Source organism: Gordonia aichiensis (assembly GCF_039946255.1).
GTDB classification, from domain to species: domain Bacteria; phylum Actinomycetota; class Actinomycetes; order Mycobacteriales; family Mycobacteriaceae; genus Gordonia; species Gordonia aichiensis_A.
Map to the genome: position 1 here is coordinate 466,689 of NZ_JBCDWL010000001.1, position 22,309 is coordinate 488,997.

The 22,309-nt window shown below is 69.3% G+C and carries 17 protein-coding genes and 1 tRNA gene; 8 read left to right on the forward strand and 10 right to left on the reverse strand.

Annotation, left to right across the window (positions count from 1 at the left end; all coding sequences use genetic code 11):
* Nucleotides 1-11: 11 nt before the first annotated feature.
* Entirely contained in the window at nt 12-2,594 is a 2,583-nt protein-coding gene (gene pepN, locus AAFO60_RS02215) for an aminopeptidase N (RefSeq protein WP_347954500.1), read from the forward strand.
* A gap of 142 nt (nt 2,595-2,736) precedes the next feature.
* Here the strand turns inward: pepN and AAFO60_RS02220 are convergent, their stop codons facing one another.
* Together AAFO60_RS02220 and ctaJ are read right to left on the reverse strand one after the other, a co-directional pair.
* A complete protein-coding gene (locus AAFO60_RS02220; protein ID WP_424308557.1) occupies nt 2,737-3,219 on the reverse strand; it encodes a DUF5130 domain-containing protein in 483 nt (160 codons plus the stop codon).
* Nucleotides 3,206-3,454, reverse strand: a complete 249-nt coding sequence (gene ctaJ / locus AAFO60_RS02225; protein WP_347954501.1) for an aa3-type cytochrome oxidase subunit CtaJ — start codon at nt 3,452-3,454, stop codon at nt 3,206-3,208. Before ctaJ ends, AAFO60_RS02220 begins: the two co-directional genes overlap by 14 nt.
* Nucleotides 3,455-3,636: 182 nt before the next feature.
* Between ctaJ and AAFO60_RS02230 the strand changes: the two genes are divergently transcribed.
* Both AAFO60_RS02230 and AAFO60_RS02235 read left to right on the forward strand, forming a co-directional pair.
* A complete protein-coding gene (locus tag AAFO60_RS02230) occupies nt 3,637-4,029 on the forward strand; it encodes a globin (RefSeq protein WP_347954502.1) in 393 nt (130 codons plus the stop codon).
* 81 nt (nt 4,030-4,110) lie between these two features.
* Complete coding sequence (locus AAFO60_RS02235) at nt 4,111-5,730, forward strand: glycoside hydrolase family 13 protein (protein ID WP_347954662.1); 1,620 nt, start codon at nt 4,111-4,113, stop codon at nt 5,728-5,730.
* A gap of 43 nt (nt 5,731-5,773) precedes the next feature.
* On the opposite strand, the gene AAFO60_RS02240 is transcribed toward AAFO60_RS02235, so the two are convergent.
* From AAFO60_RS02240 to ettA, 4 genes are all read right to left on the reverse strand, one after another.
* Nucleotides 5,774-6,469: a hypothetical protein gene (locus tag AAFO60_RS02240; RefSeq protein ID WP_347954503.1), complete on the reverse strand. Its 696-nt coding sequence runs from the start codon at nt 6,467-6,469 to the stop codon at nt 5,774-5,776.
* Nucleotides 6,466-7,011: an acyl-CoA thioesterase gene (locus AAFO60_RS02245; protein WP_347954504.1), complete on the reverse strand. Its 546-nt coding sequence runs from the start codon at nt 7,009-7,011 to the stop codon at nt 6,466-6,468. Before AAFO60_RS02245 ends, AAFO60_RS02240 begins: the two co-directional genes overlap by 4 nt.
* 19 nt (nt 7,012-7,030) lie before the next feature.
* Entirely contained in the window at nt 7,031-11,722 is a 4,692-nt protein-coding gene (locus AAFO60_RS02250; RefSeq protein WP_347954505.1) for an NAD-glutamate dehydrogenase, read from the reverse strand.
* A 262-nt stretch (nt 11,723-11,984) separates the two neighbouring features.
* A complete protein-coding gene (ettA, locus tag AAFO60_RS02255) occupies nt 11,985-13,658 on the reverse strand; it encodes an energy-dependent translational throttle protein EttA (RefSeq protein ID WP_347954506.1) in 1,674 nt (557 codons plus the stop codon).
* A 244-nt stretch (nt 13,659-13,902) separates the two neighbouring features.
* Between ettA and AAFO60_RS02260 the strand changes: the two genes are divergently transcribed.
* Together AAFO60_RS02260 and AAFO60_RS02265 are read left to right on the forward strand one after the other, a co-directional pair.
* On the forward strand, nt 13,903-14,721 hold the full coding sequence (locus tag AAFO60_RS02260; RefSeq protein ID WP_347954507.1) for an enoyl-CoA hydratase-related protein: 819 nt from the start codon (nt 13,903-13,905) through the stop codon (nt 14,719-14,721).
* 105 nt (nt 14,722-14,826) lie between these two features.
* Nucleotides 14,827-15,351 (forward strand): PGPGW domain-containing protein, encoded by a 525-nt coding sequence (locus AAFO60_RS02265; RefSeq protein ID WP_347954508.1) that lies wholly within the window; start codon nt 14,827-14,829, stop codon nt 15,349-15,351.
* 13 nt (nt 15,352-15,364) lie between these two features.
* Here the strand turns inward: AAFO60_RS02265 and AAFO60_RS02270 are convergent, their stop codons facing one another.
* Entirely contained in the window at nt 15,365-17,536 is a 2,172-nt protein-coding gene (locus AAFO60_RS02270) for a cytochrome c oxidase assembly protein (RefSeq protein WP_347954509.1), read from the reverse strand.
* A gap of 58 nt (nt 17,537-17,594) precedes the next feature.
* On the opposite strand from AAFO60_RS02270, the gene AAFO60_RS02275 reads away from it, so the two are divergent.
* The 3 genes from AAFO60_RS02275 to AAFO60_RS02285 all read left to right on the forward strand — a co-directional run bounded on the left by AAFO60_RS02275 (nt 17,595) and on the right by AAFO60_RS02285 (nt 19,000).
* A tRNA-Arg gene (locus AAFO60_RS02275) sits at nt 17,595-17,668 on the forward strand.
* A 204-nt stretch (nt 17,669-17,872) separates the two neighbouring features.
* Entirely contained in the window at nt 17,873-18,028 is a 156-nt protein-coding gene (locus AAFO60_RS02280; protein WP_347954510.1) for a hypothetical protein, read from the forward strand.
* 417 nt (nt 18,029-18,445) lie between these two features.
* Nucleotides 18,446-19,000, forward strand: coding sequence for a hypothetical protein (locus AAFO60_RS02285; protein ID WP_347954511.1), 555 nt, complete (start codon nt 18,446-18,448; stop codon nt 18,998-19,000).
* Nucleotides 19,001-19,162: 162 nt separating this feature from the next.
* On the opposite strand, the gene AAFO60_RS02290 is transcribed toward AAFO60_RS02285, so the two are convergent.
* From AAFO60_RS02290 to AAFO60_RS02300, 3 genes are read right to left on the reverse strand one after another with little or no spacing between them, the layout of a single operon-like run.
* The gene (locus AAFO60_RS02290; protein ID WP_347954512.1) at nt 19,163-20,314 is read right to left on the reverse strand and encodes an FAD-dependent oxidoreductase; all 1,152 of its coding nucleotides are present in this window, start codon (nt 20,312-20,314) and stop codon (nt 19,163-19,165) included.
* Nucleotides 20,315-20,348: 34 nt separating this feature from the next.
* Nucleotides 20,349-21,149, reverse strand: a complete 801-nt coding sequence (locus tag AAFO60_RS02295) for a crotonase/enoyl-CoA hydratase family protein (RefSeq protein WP_347954513.1) — start codon at nt 21,147-21,149, stop codon at nt 20,349-20,351.
* Nucleotides 21,146-22,279: a thiolase family protein gene (locus AAFO60_RS02300; RefSeq protein WP_347954514.1), complete on the reverse strand. Its 1,134-nt coding sequence runs from the start codon at nt 22,277-22,279 to the stop codon at nt 21,146-21,148. The genes AAFO60_RS02295 and AAFO60_RS02300 overlap by 4 nt, the downstream gene beginning before the upstream one ends.
* Nucleotides 22,280-22,309: the final 30 nt, after the last annotated feature.

The window sequence follows — 22,309 nt, forward strand, 5'->3', positions numbered from 1 at the left end:
GGCTGGATCGGGTGAGCGCACCCAATCTGACCCGTGACCAGGCGCGAGCGCGCGCCGCCATCGTCTCCGTCGACGAGTACCGCGTCGACCTGGACCTGACCGACGGAGCCGGTGGCCCCGGCACCGAACGCTTCGCGTCGCACACCGTGGTGACCTTCTCGGCGACGGCCGGCGAGTCGACCTTCATCGACCTCGTCGCCCCCCGCCTGGTGTCGGCGACCCTCAACGGCGTCGCGCTCGACGTCACCGGATTCGACGAGTCCGTCGGCCTGGTGCTGCCGAACCTGGCCGCCGACAACACGCTGGAGGTGGTCGCCGACTGCGCCTACTCCAACACCGGCGAGGGCCTGCACCGGTTCGTCGACCCCGCCGACGGCGCGACCTACCTGTACTCCCAGTTCGAGACCGCAGACGCCAAGCGCATGTTCGCGTGCTTCGACCAGCCCGACCTGAAGGCCGCCTACTCGATCACCGTGACCGCCCCCGCCGACTGGCAGGTGATCTCCAACGGTGCGGCCGCCGGCGAACCGACGGCCGATGAGACCGGCGCCCGGATCCACCGATTCGTCACGACCGAGGTGTTCAGCACCTATCTGGTCGCCCTCATCGCCGGCCCATACGCGGTGTGGACCGACGAGTACGTCGACGAGCACGGCACCATTCCGCTGGGCCTGTACTGCCGAGCCTCGCTCGCCGAGCACATGGACGCTGACCGGCTGTTCACCGAGACCAAGCAGGGATTCGGCTTCTACCACCGCACCTTCGGCGTCCCCTACGCGTTCGGCAAGTACGACCAGCTCTTCGTCCCTGAGTTCAACGCGGGCGCCATGGAGAACGCCGGCGCCGTGACCTTCCTCGAGGACTACGTCTTCCGGTCCCGCGTCACCCGCTACCTCTACGAGCGCCGCGCCGAGACGATCCTGCACGAGATGGCGCACATGTGGTTCGGCGACCTGGTGACCATGCAGTGGTGGGACGACCTGTGGCTCAACGAGTCGTTCGCGACCTTCGCCTCGGTCCTGTCGCAGGTGGAGGCCACCGAGTACACCAACGCCTGGACCACCTTCGCCAATGTCGAGAAGTCGTGGGCGTACCGGCAGGACCAGCTGCCGTCGACGCATCCGATCGCAGCCGACATCCCCGACATCGCCGCCGTGGAGGTCAACTTCGACGGCATCACCTACGCCAAGGGCGCCTCGGTGCTCAAACAGCTCGTCGCCTACGTCGGGCTGGAGCCCTTCCTGACCGGGCTGCGCGAGTACTTCGCCGAACACCGCTTCGCCAACGCGACCTTCGCCGACCTGCTCGGCTCGCTGGAACGCGCGTCGGGTCGCGACCTGTCCGGCTGGGGTGCGCAGTGGCTCAAGACCACCGGCATCAACGTGATGCGGCCGGAGTTCACCGTCGACGCCGACGGTCGGTTCACCTCCTTCGCCGTCCTGCAGGACGGCGCCGCGCCGGGCGCCGGCGAGGCGCGCGTGCACCGGATGAGGATCGGCGTCTACGCCGACACGAACGGCGCCCTGGAACGCAGCCACGTCGTCGAACTCGACGTCGAAGGATCCCGCACCGAGGTCCCCGAGCTCGTCGGCGTCGCACGCGGCGACCTGGTCCTGCTCAACGACGACGACCTCACCTACGCCTCGATCCGCCTGGACGCCGACTCGCTGGCGACCGCGACCGCCCGGCTCGCCGACATCACCGACCCGATGCCCCGTACCCTCGTCTGGTCGGCGGCGTGGGAGATGACCCGTCAGGCGGAGATGACCGCACGCGACTTCATCGCCCTGGTCAGCGCGGGGATCGGTGCGGAGACCGAGGTCGGCGTGGTGCAGCGGGTGCTGCTGCAGGCCGTCACCGCCCTCGAGTCGTATGCGGCGCCCGACTGGGCGGCGACCACCGGTCGGCCGGCCTTCAGCGAGCGGCTGCTCACGCTCGCCGGCGAGGCCGAAGCCGGGTCCGACCACCAGCTCGCCTTCGTCAACGCGCTGCTGTCCGGTGTCACCACCGATTCCCAGCAACCGCTGTTGCGCGCCCTGCTCGACGGCGCCGACCCGGCCGCGCACGGCCTGCCCGGCCTGACGGTCGATGACGAGCTCCGCTGGAAGCTCGTCAAGGCGCTCGCCGCCCACGGCACGATCGACAGCGACGTCATCGACGCCGAAGCAGCGCGCGACAACACCGCCGCGGGCGCTCGTCACGCTGAGGCCGCCCGCGCCGCCCGCCCGAGCGCCGAAGCCAAAGAGCAGGCCTGGGCGCGGGCGTTCGACGACGACTCGATCGCCAACGTGACCGTTCGCTCGATCGTCGAAGGGCTGACCCGACCGGGTCAGGCCGAGTTGATGTCCGCGTACCCGAAGCGCTACTTCGACAGCGTCGCCGACCTGTGGGAGCGCCGGACCAGCGAGGTGGCGCAGACCGTCGTCATCGGCCTGTACCCGGCGTGGGAGATCAGCGAGGAGGGACTGGCCGCGGCCGACGCCTTCCTCACCGAGGACCATCCGCCTGCCCTGGCACGGTTGATCGCCGAAGGTCGCGACTCGGTGGCCCGCGCGCTCCGGGCGCGCGCCTTCGACGGCGCCGCCGACGCCTGACACCGACGGAAACGTCCCCGTCAGCGGCCCTCACCGACTATTTGTCGGCGGAGGCGGCTGACGGGGACGTTTCGCGCACGCACACCGAAAACAGTTCGGGCCCCGCGTCACCGCGGGGCCCGAACTGTGCTGGTGCGAGAGATCAGGGGCGATCGACCGCGGTCGCCATCACGCGCAGCGCGGAGACGAGACCGTCGATCAGGTTGCCCTGCTTGAACGACGACAGGGCCGCCGAGACGCCGAGTTCGGCGACCCGGTCGTTGACCCGGCCGGCGACCAGCGCGCCGGAGACGACGGCGACGTCCTTCGAGTTGGGCGACACGGCGACCAGCGTGCCGTGAGCCGGCTCGGGTGCCTGGGCCAGGATCTCGCGGGCGCCGGCGACCGGATCTGCGCCCAGCTCGCCGATGTAGACCGAGAAGCGGACCAGGGCGACCTCGCTGGCCTGGCTCAGCGCCTCGTCCAGCAGGATCAGGTCGTCACGGCTGAACGGCGGGGTGTCGAAGCCGTCGCCGGGGAACAGTGCCACCGAGACGCGACCGCTGTTGGTCACGACCGTGCCGTACGGCAGGCTGCCGACGGGGCTGACCGCCGAGCCCTTCTGAGTCACTTCACCACTTGCCACTTGCCGATCCTCCCTCGACATCACCCGGCTCGAAGTGCCGGCTCAGGGCCATCGGCTCGATCTCGGTCGCGCTGAACAGCGTGGGCCCGTTCTCCCACCGCTGATCGAGCGTGTACTCGGTGACCTTCGGCCGCTTCATTCCATGTGAGAACACCATCGAAACGACGCACGCCGCGACTGCGAGAAGACACAGCACCACAACGGTCATTCCGACGGGGACAAGAAGCTGGTCCACACCCCACCCTTTCGACTAGCGCTCGGAGCTAAGCGCGCAGACCTGCCGTGTGCAGATCATCTGGGACCAATTTAACGCACGGCACCCGCCGCTGTCCCCGGAGGGCCTACACAGTGTCGTAGACGCGCAAGCGCTCAGGTCGTAGACGCGCCTCGCACCGGCCGTCGCGACGATAGTGGACAATGGGACGGGTGAGCACGTTCTACGAAGAAGTCGGCGGCCACGAGACCTTCCGCCGCATCACCGCACGTTTCTACGAAGAGGTCGCGCGCGATGAGATCCTCAAGCCGATGTACCCGGAGGAGGACCTCGGCCCGGCCGAGCGTCGGCTCCGGATGTTCCTGGAGCAGTACTGGGGTGGGCCGCACACCTACAACGACGAACGCGGCCATCCTCGGTTGCGAATGCGTCACGTCCCGTACACGATCGGCGCGCTGGAACGCGATGCCTGGCTACGGTGCATGTACATCGCCATCGACTCGATCGAATCGGACGTTCTGGACGACGCCCATCGCAAGGCGCTGACCGATTACATCGCGATGGCCGCCCAGACGTTGGTCAACAGCCCGACGTGACCGGCGCCGGCGGCGAGGTGCAGGCAGCCGGTCCCCGACCGGCAGACGGTGAGGAATCAGAAGACGGTGAGTGAGCAGAGCATGGCCAACGACTCCGCGACGGACGACGCCCAGTGGTGGCGGTCGGCGGTCGTCTACCAGGTGTATCCCCGATCGTTCTCGGACCTGTCCGGTGACGGCGTCGGCGACCTCGCCGGCCTGATCGACAAGCTCGGTTATCTCGAACTGCTCGGCGTCGACGCGATCTGGATGTCGCCGATCATGCGCTCGCCGATGGCCGATCACGGGTACGACGTGTCCGATCCGCGTGCCGTCGACCCGCTCTTCGGCGACCTGGACACCTTCGACGCGCTGATCCGCGAGGCGCACGACCGCGACATCCGGGTCACGATGGACCTGGTCCCGAACCACACCAGCGATCAGCATCCCTGGTTCTCGAGCGCCCTGGGTGCGGCGCCCGGCAGTCCCGAGCGGGCCCGCTACCACTTCGTCGACGGGCGCGGCGAGAACGGCGACGAGCCGCCGAACAACTGGACGAGTGTCTTCGGCGGCCCGGCGTGGACCCGGATCACCGAGGCCGACGGCTCCCCCGGACAGTGGTACCTGCATCTGTTCGCCCCGCAGCAGCCCGATCTGAACTGGGGCAACCCCGAGGTCCTCGCCGATCTCCAGCGGACGATGCGCTTCTGGCTCGACCGCGGCGTCGACGGCTTCCGCATCGACGTGGCGCACGGCATGGTCAAGGCGGACGGCCTGCCGGATCTGACCGAGCCGGCCGAGGTCCTGCGCCACACCGACGACGACCCCCGGTTCAACAACGAGGGCGTGCACGAGGTCCACCGGGCGATCCGGTCGGTGATGGACGAGTACCCGGGCACCTTCAATGTCGGCGAGGTGTGGGTGAAGTCGAACGAGGCCTTCGCCAAGTACGTGCGGCCCGACGAGCTGCACCTGGGCTTCAACTTCCGGTTGGCGACGGTCGGCTTCGACGCCGCGCAGATCCGGCAGGCGATCGCCGAGTCGCTCGCGGCGACCGAGTCGGTCGGTGCGGTGCCGACCTGGACGCTGTCGAATCACGATGTGCCGCGCGAGGTGACGCGCTACCTGCCGACCGGGGCCGACGCCGAGGGGTTGTCGTCGGCGGAGCTGCTGGCGATCGGCACCGCCCGCGCTCGAGCGATGATCCTGGTGGAGTTGGCGCTGCCGGGCACCGTCTTCATCTACAACGGCGCCGAACTCGGCCTGCCCAACGTCGAACTGCCCGACGAGGCGCTGGTGGACCCGGTGTGGGAGAGCTCGGGGCACACCGACCGCGGGCGCGACAGCTGCCGGGTGCCGATCCCGTGGGAGGGCACCGCTCCCCCGTTCGGGTTCAGCACCGCCGACCGGACGTGGCTCCCGATGCCGGCCGAGTGGGCCGGTCTGACCGTCGAGGCGCAGCTCGAGGACATCTATTCGACGTTGTCGCTCTACCGTCAGGCCATCGAGCTGCGGTACGCGCGCCTGGAGTTCAGCGGCGACGGCGTCCAGTGGTACGGCGCCCCCGAGGGCTGCATCGCCTTCCGGCGCCCGGGCGGACTGATCTGTGCGCTCAACGCCTCCGACCAGCCGGTCCCGCTCCCGCCGGGGCAGATTCTGCTGGTCAGCACGCCCCTCGAAGCAGGGATGCTGGTGCCGGGCTCGGCCGCCTGGCTGGTGTGAACACTAGTGTCCTGCGCCGGAAATTCGCTTTCGGCGCAGGACGCTATGTCACCGACAGGTTGAGCACCGCGCGACGCTGATACACCGAGCCGAAGCGGGCGTCGACCCGGACCCAGCTCGACGAGACCCGGACGCGGACCGGTTCGTCGGCGGCGATGCGGTCGATCGGCGAGTCCTCCGTGATCTCGTGGCCCGCGCCGTCACGGACGAAACCCATGGCGGTGAGGGCGAAGACGGCGCGCATCGAGACCTTGGCGACGTCGTCGGCACCGTGGCCGCTGACTTCCAGAACGGCTTGATCGAGCAGCGAGGACGCCGGCCCGAGCGCACCCGACTCGTTGCGGGCGACGTCGACTCCCTTGCGGGACAGGTCGATCAGTTCGCGGGCGGGCACGTCGTCGAGATGGGTGAAGCCGTCCGCGGGCGGCAGCGCCCCCTGCCAGGCGCCGGGAAGGGCGAAGCCGAGCGGGATCGGGCCGTCGCCGGTCAGGCCCGACGTCATCGCGGCGATGTCGCAGACGACGTCGTCGGGGGTCACGGTCCCGAACACCGAGCGGGTGGCGAGGATGTCGAAGCCCGTGCGGATCCACAGTCCGACGCGACCGTCGGGGCGCTGCCGCGCCCGCAGGACGCCGGAGTCGTCGACGCGGCGGGCGCGTTCGAGGAATGCCGTGAGATCGGTGCGATCGTCGGGCCGGTACGGAACCAACTCGCGGTCGGTCCCGGTCGGCGCGCTCACCTGGTCACCGGCTCACGAACGAAACCCTGCAGGTAGGCCTTCTCCGCCGCCGTCATGCGCCGGGGTCGCTGGGTGTCGATGTCGAACGACACCAGCTGGGTGCTCGCCACGACCGCCGGCTTCGAATCGGGGGCGGCGCCGTGCGGGCGCACCTCGTAGCCGACGGTGAAGTCGACCGCCCGCAGCTTCTCGACGAACATCGTCACCCTGATCGGCGACTCGTCGTGCCGGATCTGCCCCTGGTACTTGACGTGCAGGTCGGCCACCAGGCAGCCCTCGCGCATGAGGGCGGTCGGCTTGTCGTCGTAGAACAGCCACGGAATGCGCGCCTCCTCCAGGAGGGTCACCATCCGGGCGTGGTTGATGTGTTGGAAGACGTCCATGTCCGACCACCGGACGGGAACCGACACCTCGTACCCGCGGTCGGTCCGCCGTCCGTCGTCGGCGAACAGACGCCGCCGTTCCCGGTCTCCGGCGCTGCCGTTCAGGTCGCTGCCGTTCAGCGCGCCGCTGTCCGCGTATGCCACGTCTGCCTCTGCCATGGGTGTGATCCTCCTGCCGCTACCCCACCACACTACGCAACGAGCGGACCGCCACCGAGAGGGTGGCGAGGTCCCACCGGCCGCCGGCGAACAGTTCGTGCAGCGTCGACTCCACGCGGTCGATGATCGCCGACCGCGCCTGCGCCCAGTCGGAGATCTTCTGCACCGCAGGCTCTTCCGGCTCCGACAGAGTGAGGACCGATCGGACGAGGGAGCGCACGACCGCGTAGATCTCATCGTGCAGCGACAGGCGCGCCAGGAGCGTCCACCGGTCGTTGTGCTCCAGCGCGACGATCTGCGTCACCAGTTCGTCGACCCCGAACCGTTCGACGACCGCGAACAGCAGCTCCCCCACCTCGTCGGGCGAGCGGTCGGAGATCTCGGCCAGATCGAGCACGTCGAGCAGTTGCAGTCGGTACGGGCTGATCGCGATCGCCTGGGCGAGCGCCGGCCGCACCCCGGTGTCGATCAGCCGCTGCCGGTGCTCGCGCACCGCGCGGGCCGCGGTGCCCGACAGCCATTCGTCGAGGCGACCGCCGAGTTCGGCGACCTGCGCGTACCGGGTCGTCTCGGCGGCCATCGCCAGCGGTTGCGGGCGATGCGCCAGGAACCATCGTGAGCCGGCCGCGAGCAGGTTGCGGACGCGGCGGGTGGCGTCGTCGAGGACCGTGGCGGGCAGTCGTTCCTCCCGCAGTTCGCCGAGCAGGGCGGCCACACCGAAGACTCGGGTGGCGACGACCGAGGCGCGCATCGCGTCGGCGACGTCGGTGCCGGTCATCTCGGCGAGCGCGAACAGGTGCGTCATGCCGCCGTCGGCGACGATCCGGTTCACCAGCACCGTGGTCACGATCTCGCGCCGCAGACGATGGCCGCGGATGCCGGCGTCGAACCGGGTCCGCAGCGGATCGGGGAAGTACGCCGCGGCCAGCGAGTCGAACATCTCGTTGTCGGGGAGGTTCGAGGCCAGCAGTCGGGCCTTGGTGTCGAGTTTGACGTGCGCCATGAGGGTCGCCAGTTCAGGGCTGGTCAGTCCGCGGCCGAGCTCGCCGGCTCGGCGTCGGCGCAGCCCGTCCGGGGTCGGCAGGGCCTCCAGTTCCAGGTCGACGCCGGCGTGCGCGAGGTAGCCGAGCAGGCGGCCGTGCAGATCGGTGTCGGCGTCCGCGGTGTCGCGCGCCAGGCCCAGCTCGGCGTTCTGGTCGACGTTGTCGGCCAGCACCAGTTCGGCGACGTCGTCGGTCATCGACAGCATCAACTCATCCCGGTCGTCGGCGGCGAGCGTTCCGGCGGAGATCTGCGAGCCGAGCAGGACCTTGATGTTGACCTCGTGGTCGGAGCAGTCGACGCCCGCCGAATTGTCCAGCGCATCGCTGTTGATCCGGATCCCGGACAGGTCCGCTTCGATCCGGCCGTGCTCGGTGACGCCGAGGTTGCCGCCCTCCCCCACCACCTTGACCCGCAGCCGCTCGGCGTCGACGCGGATCGCGTCGTTGGCCTTGTCTCCGACGGCGGCGTCGGGCTCGTGCGAGGCCTTGATGTAGGTGCCGATGCCGCCGTTGAACAGCAGGTCGACCGGGGCCAACAGCACGGCGCGGATCAGTTCCGGCGGCGACAGCGCGGTCACCTCCGCCGCCAGACCGAGCGCGAGCCGCATCTGCGGGCTGATCTCGATCGACTTGAGCCCGCGCGACCACACGCCGCCGCCTGCGGAGATGAGCTCACGGCGATAGTCGTCCCACGAGGAGCGCGGCAGCGCGAACAGCCGGGCGCGTTCGCCGTACGACGACGCCGCGTCGGGGTCGGGGTCGACGAAGATGTGCCGGTGGTCGAAGGCGGCGACCAGCCGGGTGTGCCGCGAGAGCAGCATGCCGTTGCCGAAGACGTCGCCGCTCATGTCGCCGATGCCGACGGCGGTGAAGTCCTCGGTCTGGGTGTCGACGCCCATCTCCCAGAAGTGCCGCTTCACCGACTCCCATGCGCCGCGGGCGGTGATGCCCATCGCCTTGTGGTCGTAGCCGACCGAGCCGCCGGAGGCGAAGGCGTCCGAGAGCCAGAAGCCGTACTGGTCGGCGACGGCGTTGGCGACGTCGGAGAAGCCGGCGGTGCCCTTGTCGGCCGCCACCACCAGATAGGGGTCGTCCCCGTCGCGCCGGACCACCCGGGCGGGCGGGCGCACCTGCCCGGTCGCCGGATCGAGATTGTCGGTGACCTGCAGCAACGCGGCGATGAACGCGCGATAGCAGGCGACGCCCTCGGCGCGGGCGGCCTGCTGATCGGCGGTCGGGTCGCCGGTCGGCGCGGCGGGCCGGCGCACCACGAATCCGCCCTTGGCGCCCACCGGCACGATCACCGCGTTCTTGACCGCCTGCGCTTTGACCAGGCCGAGGATCTCGGTGCGGAAGTCCTCGCGGCGGTCCGACCACCGGAGGCCGCCGCGGGCGACGGCGCCGAACCGCAGGTGCACGCCCTCGATCTGCGGCGAGTACACGTAGATCTCGTACTCGGGTCGCGGCTGCGGGGCCTGCGCGATGGAGGCGGTGTCGAGTTTGACGGCGATCGTCGGGCGGATGCCGAAGCGCCCCGCATCGGCTGGAGACAGGTAGAAGTTCGTCCGCAAGGTCGCCTCGACCGCCGATGCGAGCGCCGAGACGACGCGGTCGGCGTCCAGGCTGAGGATCTTCGCGATGTGCCCGCGCAGGTCGGCGAGGGCACGCTCGCGGCGCTCCGGTGCGGCACCGTCCGGGTCGAAGGTCGCGGCGAACACCTCGACCAGGCCGCGCGTCACCTCCGGATGCCCGCCGAGGACCGCGGCGACGTGCGACATGGTGAATCCGACGCCGCACTGGTTCAGGTATCGGGCGTAGGTGCGGATGATCGCGACGGCCGACGATGCCAGGCCCGCGCGCAGCACCAGTTCGTTGAGGGCGTCCACTTCGGTGACTCCCCGCCACATGTCGCAGAAGGCGGTCGCGACCCGCTCGGCGACGCGATCGAGCCCGTCCCCGCCGTCTGTGTCCCCGCCCTCTGTGTCCCCGCCCGCTGTGTCCCCGCCGCCTGTGTCCCCGCTGTCTGCGACGAGCACGTGGGGCGCCGGATGCACGGTGAAGTCGTAGACGCCGACCTGCACCCCGTCGGGCCGGTCCACCACGTGCGGGTGCTCGTCGAGGACGGTCAGTCCCAGGCTCTGCAGCATCGGGAGCAGCTCGGTCAGCGCGGCCGGACGGTCGGCCAGGTACAGGACGAACCGCCAGGCGTCGGGCACCGCCCGATCGACGCGAACGTGCAGGTCGCCGGAGTCGAGTCGGGCCGCGATCGGCAGGTCGACGGCCGCGTCCTCGGGGTCGCGTTCGTCCCGGTAGCGGTCGCTGACGGTCGCCGACAGGCGGACCGCCGCCGGGTCCGCCGAGCTCAGCGTGCGCACCCGGTCGGCCCAGGTCCGCACCGAGTCGGTCAGCTGCTCGACGATGTCGTCGCCGACCGCGTCGACGTCGGCGTCGGTGCGCATGAGGACGTGCAGTTGCGCCAGCGGCGAGAGCGACAGCCGGGTGAAGAACTCGGTGTCGCCGCCGTCGAGTCGGGTTTCGAGGAGGTCGACGATCCGGGTTCGGACCGCCGTCGAGTACAGCTCGCGCGGCATGAAGACCAGGACGCTGACGAACCCGCCGCCCGCGCCCGGCCGCGCGTAGAACCGCGGATCGCGTGCGGTCTGCGCGTCGAGGAGTTCACCGATGCGGACGGTCAGGGCTGCGGCGTCGGTGATCAGCAGTTCGGCCACCGGATAGGTCTGGAGCAGGTCGAGAGCGGCGAAGCCGCCGTACGAATCGTCGGCGAAGCCGAGACCGCGCAGCACCTCGGCGACCTTGTGACGCACCCGGGGTATCGAGCGCACCGACTGATAGTTGCCGATCGAGGTGATCATGCCTGCGATCTGGTGTTCGCGGCCGCCCTGGCGGATGCGCACGATCAGCGGGAAGCGGCTGCGGAGCAGACCGGTCGGCAGGAAGGCGCGGTCGACGCCGACCCTCGTCCCGCCGGTGTCGGCCACGACGGCGGGTCGCCCGGTCCGCGCATCACGCCACACGCCGAGCCCGGTGTCCGCGTCGGCCGACCGGTACCCGACCGGCAGGAAGTTCTCGCGCGCCGCGAACCATTCGACGAGCGCCGCGTCCTCGGGCTCGCCGCTCAGCGACTCGACGAGGGCGGCGAGCCGGCGGTGGATCTCGGCGGTGTCGGCGTGCACGGCGCGGGCCCGGACCAGCGCGGCGCCGATCTCACCGCGCAGGGCGTCGAGGTCGACGGCCGAGGCGGGTGCGGTGGTGATGCTGATCCACGACTCCGCACCCGGTTCGGAACCGTCGGCCGGCACCGCGTCCTCGAGCGAGACCAACGCGCCGTCGTCGTCGCGGCGCACCGCCAGCACCGGGTGCTCGGTCGTCTCGATCACCAGGGCGTGCACGTCGAGAACTGCGAGCACCGCCTCGACCAGCAGCGGCATGTCGTCGGCGACCACCTGGATCTCGACGGACCCGTCGGGCATCGCGGTCGTCGCCACCGACGCCTCCCCCGGCGCGCGGAACTCCCCGAGGTCCAGGTGCCTGTCCAACCGCTCCCACGCGCTCTCGGGCATCGGTTCGGCGGCGCCGAACTCGGGAAAGTAGTAGGCCGCGAACTCTGCGGCGAGCGCCACCGTCGACCGATCCGGCGAGTCGTTCATGGAAATCTGCCTCCCAAGGTCAACCGGGGAGAGGACCGGAGCCGACCGGCGGTCCGCTCCGCCACATGCTCGTCGAACCGTTCGCGTCGAACCGTTCTCGTCTGACGGCTCGTACGTTACCGCTCGCGAGGCCGCCGCACCGGGCACTCGCCGCGCCCGGCCGCAGAGAGCTCACGACTGCGAACGCCCAGAGACGACGAACGCCCGCCTGCACCGGGAACGGATGCAGGCGGGCGCGGCGCGGCGGTCGGCCGCGACGGGGTCAGTCGCGCGTGAGGCGACGGTGGGTGACGCTGTGCGGACGCGCGGCATCGGGTCCGAGTCGCTCCACCTTGTTCTCCTCGTAGGCCTCGAAGTTGCCTTCGAACCAGAACCACTGCCCCTCGGAGACGTTGCCCTCCCACGCCAGGATGTGGGTACAGGTGCGGTCGAGGAACCAACGGTCGTGCGAGATCACCACGGCGCAGCCGGGGAACTGCTGCAGCGCGTTCTCCAGCGAGCTCAGGGTCTCGACGTCCAGGTCGTTGGTCGGCTCATCGAGCAGAATCAGGTTGCCGCCCTCCTTGAGGGTCAGCGCCAGGTTGAGCCGGTTGCGCTCACCGCCGGAGAGGACCTCCGACGGCTTCTGCTGATCGGGCCCCTTGAAGCCGAACGCGCTCACGTAGGCGCGCGAGGGCATCTCGTTCTGGCCCACCTCGATGTAGTCGAGGCCGTCGGAGACCACTTCCCACACCGTCTTCTTGGGGTCGATGTTGGCGCGGTTCTGGTCCACGTAGCTCAGCTTGACCGTCTCGCCGACCTTGACCGTCCCCGAGTCCGGCTCCTCGAGCCCCACGATGGTCTTGAACAGGGTCGTCTTGCCGACACCGTTGGGACCGATGACGCCGACGATGCCGTTGCGCGGCAGGGTGAACGACAGGTCCTTGATCAGCACCCGGCCGTCGAAACCCTTGTCGAGGTTGTTGACCTCGACGACCACGTTGCCCAGTCGCGGCGGCGTCGGGATCTGGATCTCCTCGAAGTCGAGCTTGCGGTGCTTCTCGGCTTCGGCCACCATCTCGTCGTAGCGGGCCAGGCGCGCCTTGTTCTTGGTCTGGCGGGCCTTGGCGCCGGACCGGACCCAGGCGAGCTCCTCCTTGAGGCGCTTCTGCAGCTTCTGATCCTTCTTGCCCTGAACCTCGAGGCGCTCGGCCTTCTTCTCCAGGTACGTCGAGTAGTTGCCCTCGTACGGGTGGAGCTTGCCGCGGTCGACCTCACAGATCCACTGGGCGACGTGATCGAGGAAGTACCGGTCGTGGGTCACGGCCAGGACGGCGCCGGCGTAGTTCGCCAGGTGCTGCTCCAGCCACAGCACGCTCTCGGCGTCCAGGTGGTTGGTCGGCTCATCGAGCAGCAGCAGGTCGGGCTTGCTCAGCAGCAGCTTGCACAGCGCCACGCGACGACGCTCACCGCCGGACAGGTTGGTGACCGGGAGGTCGCCGGGCGGGCAGCGCAGCGCATCCATCGCCTGCTCGAGCTGCGAGTCGAGGTCCCAGGCGTCGGCGTTGTCCAGGTCTTCCTGGAGCTTGCCCATCTCCTCCATCAGCTCGTCCGAGTAGTCGGTGGCCATGAGTTCGGCGACCTCGTTGAAGCGGTCGAGCTTCACCTTGATCTCGCCCATGCCCTCTTCGACGTTCTGCTTGACCGTCTTCTCTTCGTTGAGGTCGGGCTCCTGCATCAGGATGCCGACGGTCGCGTTCGGATCGAGGAAGGCCTCGCCGTTGCTCGGCTGGTCGAGTCCGGCCATGATCTTGAGGATCGAGGACTTACCGGCGCCGTTGGGGCCGACGACACCGATCTTGGCGCCCGGGTAGAACGCCATCGTGACATCGTCGAGGATGACTTTGTCGCCGTGCGCCTTGCGCACCTTCTTCATGGTGTAGATGAACTCTGCCATCGCCTCATCGCTCCTTGCTGCGGCACCACACCGCGCCATCGTGGTAATCGAGTCGAGTACATGGATGCGCCCGAGTCCGCGCCGACGTCGACGGCACAGACTCGGGCCGTCTGCATGCCTCCAGCCTAGCCATTCTCGACCGGCGACGGTCCCATCGGGCAGCGCCTGCCCGTCAGCGCGACCCCCGTGCCGTTTCGTTCCGAACGCTGCTGCTTCGAACAGCCCCCGTGATACTGCTACGAGAATGACTGGATCTCAGAACGATTCCGCCGCCGACGCCGCGATTCTGGTCGAACGACGCGGCAATGTCGCCCTCGTGACGGTCAACCGACCCGACGCCCGCAACGCCGTCGACGCCTCCGTGACCGACGGCCTGGGCCTGGCCCTCGACGAGGCCGACCGCGACCCCGAGGTCCGGGCCATCGTCTTGACCGGCGCCGGGGACAAGGCCTTCTGCGCCGGGGCCGATCTGAAGGCCATCGCCAGCGGGGCGGGCCTCGGGCCGACCGATCCCGACCATGCCAAGTGGGGTTTCGCCGGTGTCACCCAGCACATGATCAGCACCCCGCTGATCGCCGCCGTCAACGGCACCGCGTTCGGCGGCGGCACCGAGATCGTGCTGTCGTGCGATCTCGCCGTCGCCGCCGACACGGCGAGCTTCGGTCTGCCCGAGGTCAAGCGGGGGCTGATCGCGGCCGCCGGCGGTGCCTTCCGCCTGGTCCGCGCGCTGCCGCCGAAGATCGGCATGGAGTTGCTGCTGACCGGCCGCCCGATCTCCGCGGCCGAGGCGAAGGACCTCGGACTGGTCAACCAGGTGGTGCCACAGGCCGAGGTCGTCGCGGCGGCGCTCGCGCTGGCCGAGCAGATCGCCGCCAACGCACCCCTGGCCGTGCAGGCGTCCAAGCGACTGGCGCTCGGCATCATCGACGGCGAGGTGCCCGCCGAGAGCGTCGACTGGCAGTCCAACATCCGGGAGATCGCCGCGGTGTTCTCCAGCAGGGACGCCCGGGAGGGGCCGCGGGCGTTCGCCGAGAAGCGCGCGCCCGTCTGGCGCGCCGAATAGGGCGCCGGGACCCTTACCTCACCACGGTGCGGTGTGTCACACTGGGAACCGTCGAGCGCGCCCGCTCGTTTCCAGTGCGTACCGGTTCCCCGGTGATCGCCGGGTGTGAGCGCGTGCCTGACGCTGGTCGTCGCCGAGCGCGGTGACCTCGCCCGGCACCGCATGCCCGACACCTGCATGCCCGACATGCATGACAGACGACGCAACGACGAGAGGTTCTGTTTCACGATGCGACTGCGGTTGAAGATCTGGCACCGGCGACACCGCTACGCCATCCGGCAACGTCCGGCACTCAACCGCTTCTACCGCTTCGGCGTCGGCGTCGTCGGAACCCTGATGGTGATGGCCGGGTTGGTGATGATCCCGCTGCCGATCCCCGGCCCGGGCTGGGTGACGTTCTTTCTCGGTCTCGGCGTGCTGTCGACCGAGTTCGAATGGGCCCACCGGGTGATCGCCTTCATGCGCGGGCTCCTGCATCGCGTCGGCGAGGTGACCGGACACGCCGCCGCCACTGCGCGCGGGTGGGCGGCCCGTCACCTCGACTACCAGTCCGGCGTCCTGTACGTCCGCAGCTGGATGGAGCACCAGCGCCGGTTCCAGCCGGCCCAGCTTCAGCTCGTCGCCGCCTGAGCCGCCGCAGCCCTCAGCGCTCGGACTTCTCGTCGGAGGCCGCACCCGCCGACGATGACATGCCTTCCGACGAGGTCATACCTCCCGACGGGGCCGGTTCGACGGCCTCGTCGGCCATCCTCACCGACTCGTTGTCACCGCTCTCGTCGTGCGCAGGTGCGGGTGCGTTCATCTTGCGGAGCATGGCGTTGTAGCTCTCCAACTCGGCGTCGTGATCGCGCTCTTCGCTCCGGTCGAACCGTCGGGCGGCCCGGTCGTCCTGCCGATGCCATTGGATGAGCAGCGCCAGCATCACCACGACGAGGGGGAACTCGCCGGTCGCCCACGCGATGCCGCCGCCGACGCGTTGGTCGGCGGCCAGGTCGAACGCCCACGGATGCTGCAGCGACTTGTAGTACGACTCGGCGATGATCGACCCGGTCATCATCAGCGCCACGCCGAAGAAGGCGTGGAAGGGCAGCGAGCCCCAGACGACGCCCAGTTTGGCGACCGGACTGATCTGTCGGGGCGCCGGATCGATGCCGATCACCAGCCAGTAGAACAGGTAGCCGCTCACCAGGAAGTGCAGGTTCATCACCAGGTGCGCGGAATGGTTGGCGACCACCGCGTCGAACAGCCCGCCCAGGTACAGCACGTAGAAGCTGCCGACGAACAAGGTCACCACGATGAACGGGTTGGTGATGAATCGCGAGTACGGACTGTGGATCGCGGTGAGGATCCATTCGCGCGGCCCGGGCGGATTGCCGCGGCCGGCCGGCGGCAGCGCCCGCAGCGCGAGCGTCACCGGTCCGCCCAGGACCAGCAGCACCGGTACCAGCATCGAGAGCATCATGTGGCTCATCATATGCGTGCTGAACATCGCCGGCGAGTACCGGCCGAAGCCCGACGACGTCGCCAGCAGCAGGGTGGCGCAGCCCAGCAGCCACGCGACGGTGCGGCCGACGGGCCAGCTGTCACCGCGCCGATGCAGTCGAACGACCCCGCGCAGGTAGACGATCGCCGCGATGATGGCGGCCGTGCCGAAGATCAGATCGAACCGCCAGTCGAGGAACAGGCGCGCGAAGGTCGGCGGACCGGCCAGGTCGTAGCCGATCTTCAGTTCCATCGGAGACACGTTGGCGGTGCCGAGAACCGGTGGCGGGGTCCGCGCCAGGCCCGCGCCGAAGCCGAAGGCGACGGCGAACACCATCAGCTCGACGGCGGCGAACCGGACGAACAGCGACCGCCGCGGCTCCTGCGTCTCGGTCAGCTCACGAATCGTGAATCGCCGGTGGAGGCCGCCGATGATCCCGGCGATGACCAGCGTGAACACCTTGCCGACGGCGACGAGGCCGTAGGTGGTGGTGAAGAGGTCGTCGATCGACATGCGCACCAGGGCGTTGATGACGCCGCTGATCCCGACGACGAACAGGCACCAGAACGCCACCCGCGAGTACCGCGAGATCGCGAGCGTCCGCCACCGGCCGTTGCCGAAGGCGTACGCCAGCACGGCGAGCAGGCCGCCCATCCACAGCGCGGCGGCCACGATGTGCAGGATCAGGCTGTTGGTGGCGACGTCGTGGGCCCCGCCCGACGACGAGTGGCCGGCGAGCGCCGACGGCATCAGCGACAGGAAGGCCAGCAGCAGCCCCAGGAACGTCCAACCCCATCGGAGTGCGGCCCGCGCGACCGCCGCCGCCGCGATCGCGAAGATCGCCGTCCACAACCAGTACCGCGCCTCGATGACCGAGCTGTAGGCGGTGAACAGGTTGCGCGGCACCAGCGACTGCGACAGCGGGGTGCCGCTGACGTTCGAGATCGACAGCGGGATAAGGGCGAGCGCACACACCGCCCAGACGAACATCGACGTCGCCGCCCAGCGCATCGCGCGATAGCCGCCGGCGTCGAGCGAATCATCGGGTTGCGGCGGCACGAAGAACGCCGCGAAGACGATGCAACCGAACCCGATCGCCGCACTGAGCTGGCCGACGACGGTGACCACCGGGAGCCCGTATGTGGTGACCCAGCCGGGGTCGGGCACGCCGGCCAGAGTCAGGGCGGTGGCCGCAGACGCCGCGGTGACCAGGACCGCGGCGATCCCGCCCAGGACCGCCAACAGAGAGATCAGTACCGCACGGACCCCGGAGGGATCCGTCAGTCGGTCACGCACTGGTTCCTCCGCCGTTCCGACGGACGTCGCTGTCATGACCTCCACTGTAGGACGCGATATAGTAGTCCTTCGCCGTCACCTGTGGGTGCGGCATGCCTCCGTAGCTCAGATGGATAGAGCAAGGGCCTTCTAATCCCGAGGTCGCAGGTTCGAGTCCTGCCGGGGGCGCACAGTTTGCACAGGTCAGAGACGTTTCGCCTCTGGTCGTGCCCTGCGTGTGCGATTCCGCGCACTGTTGCCGACATAACAGTCGGCACCGGGGAATTCGGGGCGTTCGCGGCACCGAGAGCGAGGCGAACGGCAGCCGAAGCCCCTCGACGTGGACAGATGCGGCACAATGGATAATACGATCAGGAGGGAGGAAGCATCACGATGAGTCCCGCAGCAATGCGCACAGCGGTCGCGCTGGCCGGCGCCGCCGTCATCTTCGTCGTACTCGCCGCACCGTGGTACATCTGGACCCTGTGGGCGATCATCGCCGTGGTCTCCACCGGCGCGCACCTGCGTTACGCACTCCGTACCGCCTGACACCGGCCATCCGCTACGCCCGGGGCGACCGCACCAGACACGCCGATCGCCCTCTTCGCCGATGACGCTGCACAGTCCGACGCCGGTCGGCTGGTCACCGATCAGCTCCTTTGTGTGGCTCGCCGCCCGTCCGTTCCGGGAGGCCGACCGCCACGAAGATCCTCCGTCGACAAGACAGACGGGCCTCCTCATCCGTTGCCGCCGCGGGCTCCCCTCAGGTTTCCCAAAGGGCTCGCGAATCAACCAATGCGCGCAAAATCGCAGGCGCGCAGACTCCTCGACCAGGCATTATTAGAGGATCATTTGAGTAATCGATTGATAATCCTCACCGAATACCGTTGTCGGCGCGGTTTTCATCATTGATACCGGCGCGTACCGTCAACGCGGTCGGAGCACCGAATCCTGAGGAGTTGTGAAATGAATGCTCGAATCACTCGAACCGCGATCACCGGCATCGGTGCGCTCTCGGTAATCGGCGCCCTGGCCGTGCCGGGTATCGCTGCCGCCGCACCCACCCAGCAGCAGCCCACCCACCAGCACGGCGCCCACCATCACAAGGGCCACAAGCACGCCGATTCCATGCTGATGATCGACGGCGACCTCACCCTCGCTCCCGGCGTCCACGTCCTGAACATCTCGGCGCACGGTCACAAGGACAAGCACGGCAAGACGCACGGCTCGTACGTGGCGACCGTCATGGACGGCAAGCACAAGACCCCGTACCAGGTGAAGGGTCCGGTGACCTGCATCTACACTCACGGCGACACCGCCGCTCTCGTCTACCCGATCACCGGCACCACCCCCGAGCTGGTGCCGCCGTCCGCGCGCGGCAAGCTCGCGGTCAAGATCAGCGTGCGCAAGGGCAAGGTCGATCACGTCGGAGTGCAGGGGCCGATGCCGACGAACGACTTCCACGGCTGCCTGCCGGGCGCGACCCCGAACACCTTCACCGGCAAGATCACCATTCGCTGAGACACACCGCATTCGAAGACCCTGCGCATTCGAAGGCTCAGTGCATTCGAAGGCCCTGCGTATTCGAAGGCTCAGCGCATTCGAATCGACGAGTCTGCGGGTGCCGGTCGCCGATCGGCATCCGCAGACAATGTCCTGCCGAATTTGATCTCTCTTTAGAATTCACGGTTGATTCAATTGCAGTCGGCCGGCGTCCCGGCCGGCGATATGGGTCAGATGCGTCATCACGACCTGATCCGGAATCAGCCGACTCGCCCGAATGAGACGCTCGGACACCGCCGGAGCAATCGAATTGATCGCCTGCCCGATGAGGCGCGACCGCCCGACCACCCCGCGGACGCGACGTCGGCGCACCCGCTGATATCTCGCCAACGCCTCATCGACACCGTCTGTCGCCCGCAGCGCCGCTGCCAACGTCGCCGCGTCCTCCAACGCCTGACAGCCGCCCTGCCCCAGGTGGGGTCGCATCGGGTGTGCGGCGTCACCGATCAGCACGGTCCGCGTGTCGTACCAGCGTCGGGCCATGCGGCGGTCGAACAGATCGGTGCGCATCACCGAGTCCGGATCAGTCGCGGCGAGGACCGCCCCGATCGGCTCCGGCCACCCGTCCGCCAGGAGTCGGACCCGTGCGAGCTTGTCTGGATGAGTGGTGCCCTCAGCGACCCGTTCGGTCGCGAACCAGTAGGTACGACCGTCGGGCAGCGGCGCCAACCCGAACTGGGTGCGCCGCCCGAACACCTCCCCGGCCCACACCGGATCCAGCGGACGCTCTGCGATGCCGCGCCATGCCGTGTACCCCGCGTACCGGTGGTCGAGGCCCGCGTTGAAGGTGCGCGCCAATCGGGATCGCGTGCCGTCTGCGGCGACGACGAGGTCGGCCTGCAGTCTGTCGCCTGACGAGTCGGTGACGGTCATCGAGCCGTCACCGCGCATCCGGCTCCCTATCGCCGCCGCCCCGTACCGCACGGTGTCCGACGGCAGGGCACCGATGAGAATCGCGTGCAGGACGCCGCGCCGAATCACCACCGGCGACTCCCCCAACGCCTCGGACAACGTCTGCGCCGGCAGCTTCCTCAGCAGCGCGCCGTCGCACCAACGCAGCGTGGCGGCGCCGACCGGCGCGGAGGCACCGCGCACGCGGTCACCGAGGCCGATCGCGTCGAGCGCGGCGAGCCCATTGGGCCACAGGCTGATGCCCGCACCCGATGCGGGGTCGAGTCGTCGTTCCAGGACGAGGACCTGGTGGCCGTCGCGCACCAGGGCGGCGGCCGCGGCCAGTCCCCCGATGCCGGCTCCGACGACGATCACTCGCATCTCGCGGCGACTTCGGAGCTCGGCCCTCACCTGCCTACCGCCCGACGAACCGCCCGGGCCGCTTCTCGAGGAAGGCGGCGACGGCCTCACGATGGTCCTCGGTGTGGTGCGCGGCCGCCTGCATCGTGGCCGACAGCTCCAGCAGCTGATCGAGCGTCTGCTGCGACGACTCCCGCAGCAGCTTTTTGGTCATCCGCACGGCGATCGGCGGATTCGCGGCGATGCGCGCGGCCAACTCCCGGGCGGTCGGCAGCAGGTCGTCGGGTTCGACGACCCGCGAGACGATGCCCCAGTCGAGTGCGGTCGCGGCGTCGACGCGATCCCCGGTCAGCGACATCTCGGCAGCTCGAGCCGGTCCGACGATCCGCGGGAGCAGCCAGGCGCCGCCGTCACCCGGGATCAGGCCGAGCTTGACGAAGCTCTCGGCGAAGAACGCGGTCGTCGACGCGATCCGCACATCGCACATCAGCGCCAGATCGCAGCCGGCGCCGACGGCCGGGCCGTTGACGGCGGCGATCACCGGCACCTCGAGGGAGTACATGGCGCGCGGGATCCGCTGGATGCCCTCGCGGTAGCCGACGCGCTGCTGGTGCGGTGCCCCGCCGAACAAGCCGACAGCAGCCGCCATGTCCTTGACGTTGCCGCCCGCGGAGAACGCCGAACCGGCCCCGGTGAGGATGACCGCCCGCACCGACTGATCGCGGTTGACCTCGGCGACAGCGTCGACGAAGGCGTCGATCGCGTCGTCTGCGGAGATCGCGTTGCGGGTCTGCGGCCGGTTGACGGTCCAGGTGACGACGTCGCCGTCACGCTGCACCAGCAGCGCATCGCTCACAGCAGTTCCAGGATCGTCGCGTTGGCCATGCCGCCTGCTTCGCACATGGTCTGCAGACCGTACTTGATGCCGTTGTCGCGCATGTGGTGAACGAGCCGGGTCATCAGGATCGCGCCGGACCCGCCCAGCGGATGCCCCACCGAGATGGCGCCGCCGACCGGGTTGAGCACGTCGTCGGAGGCGCCGATCTCCTTCTGCCAGGCCATCGGCACCGGTGCGAAGGCCTCGTTGACCTCGTAGGCGCCGATGTCGGACACCTTGAGACCGGAGCGGTCGAGGGCCTTGCGGGTGGCGGCGATGGGGCCGGTCAGCATGATGACCGGGTCGTCGCCCGCGAGGGTGGCGGTGTGCACGCGGGCCATCGGCGTCCATCCATTGGCCTCGGCGATCTCGCTGCTGGTGATCAGCAGCGCGCCGGCACCGTCGGAGATCTGCGAGGCGTTGCCCGCGGTGATCACGCCGTCGGCGGCGAACGGGGTCTTGAGCCCGCCGAGCTTCTCGGCGGTGGTTCCGCGGCGCAGGCCCTCGTCGGCAGCAAGTCCCCCGGCGATCGGAATGATCTGCGAGTCGAAGGCCCCGGCATCCTGCGCGGCGGCGGTGCGCTCGTGCGACCGCGCCGAGTATTCATCGAGTTCGGTGCGCGACAGTCCCCAGCGCTGGGCCATCATCTCCGCGCCGAGCCCCTGATTGAAGCCGTCGACGCCGTAACGGTCCAGGACCGAGGCCGGGTACGGCTTGCCGTCGCCGCGCGCGGCGCCCATCGGCACCCGCGACATCGACTCCACACCGCCGGCGATGGCGATGTCGTAGTGTCCGGCGATCACGCCGGCGGCGGCGAAGTGCACCGACTGCTGGCTGGAGCCGCAACGCCGGTCCACGACGGTGGCGGGCACCGACTCGGGCCAGCCCGCGGCCAGCACGCCGACGCGGCCGATGCTGCCGGCCTGGTCGCCGACCTGGCTCACGCAGCCCCAGATGACGTCGTCGACCGACGCCGGGTCGAACCCGACGCGATCGGCCAACGCGGTGAGCACGTGCGCACTCAGGTCACCGGGGTGAATTTCGGACAGGCCACCGTTTCGCTTGCCGATCGGGGTCCGGACGGCATCGACGATCACTGCATCTCGCATGACGTCCTTCATACGCTAACAAGCGCTCGG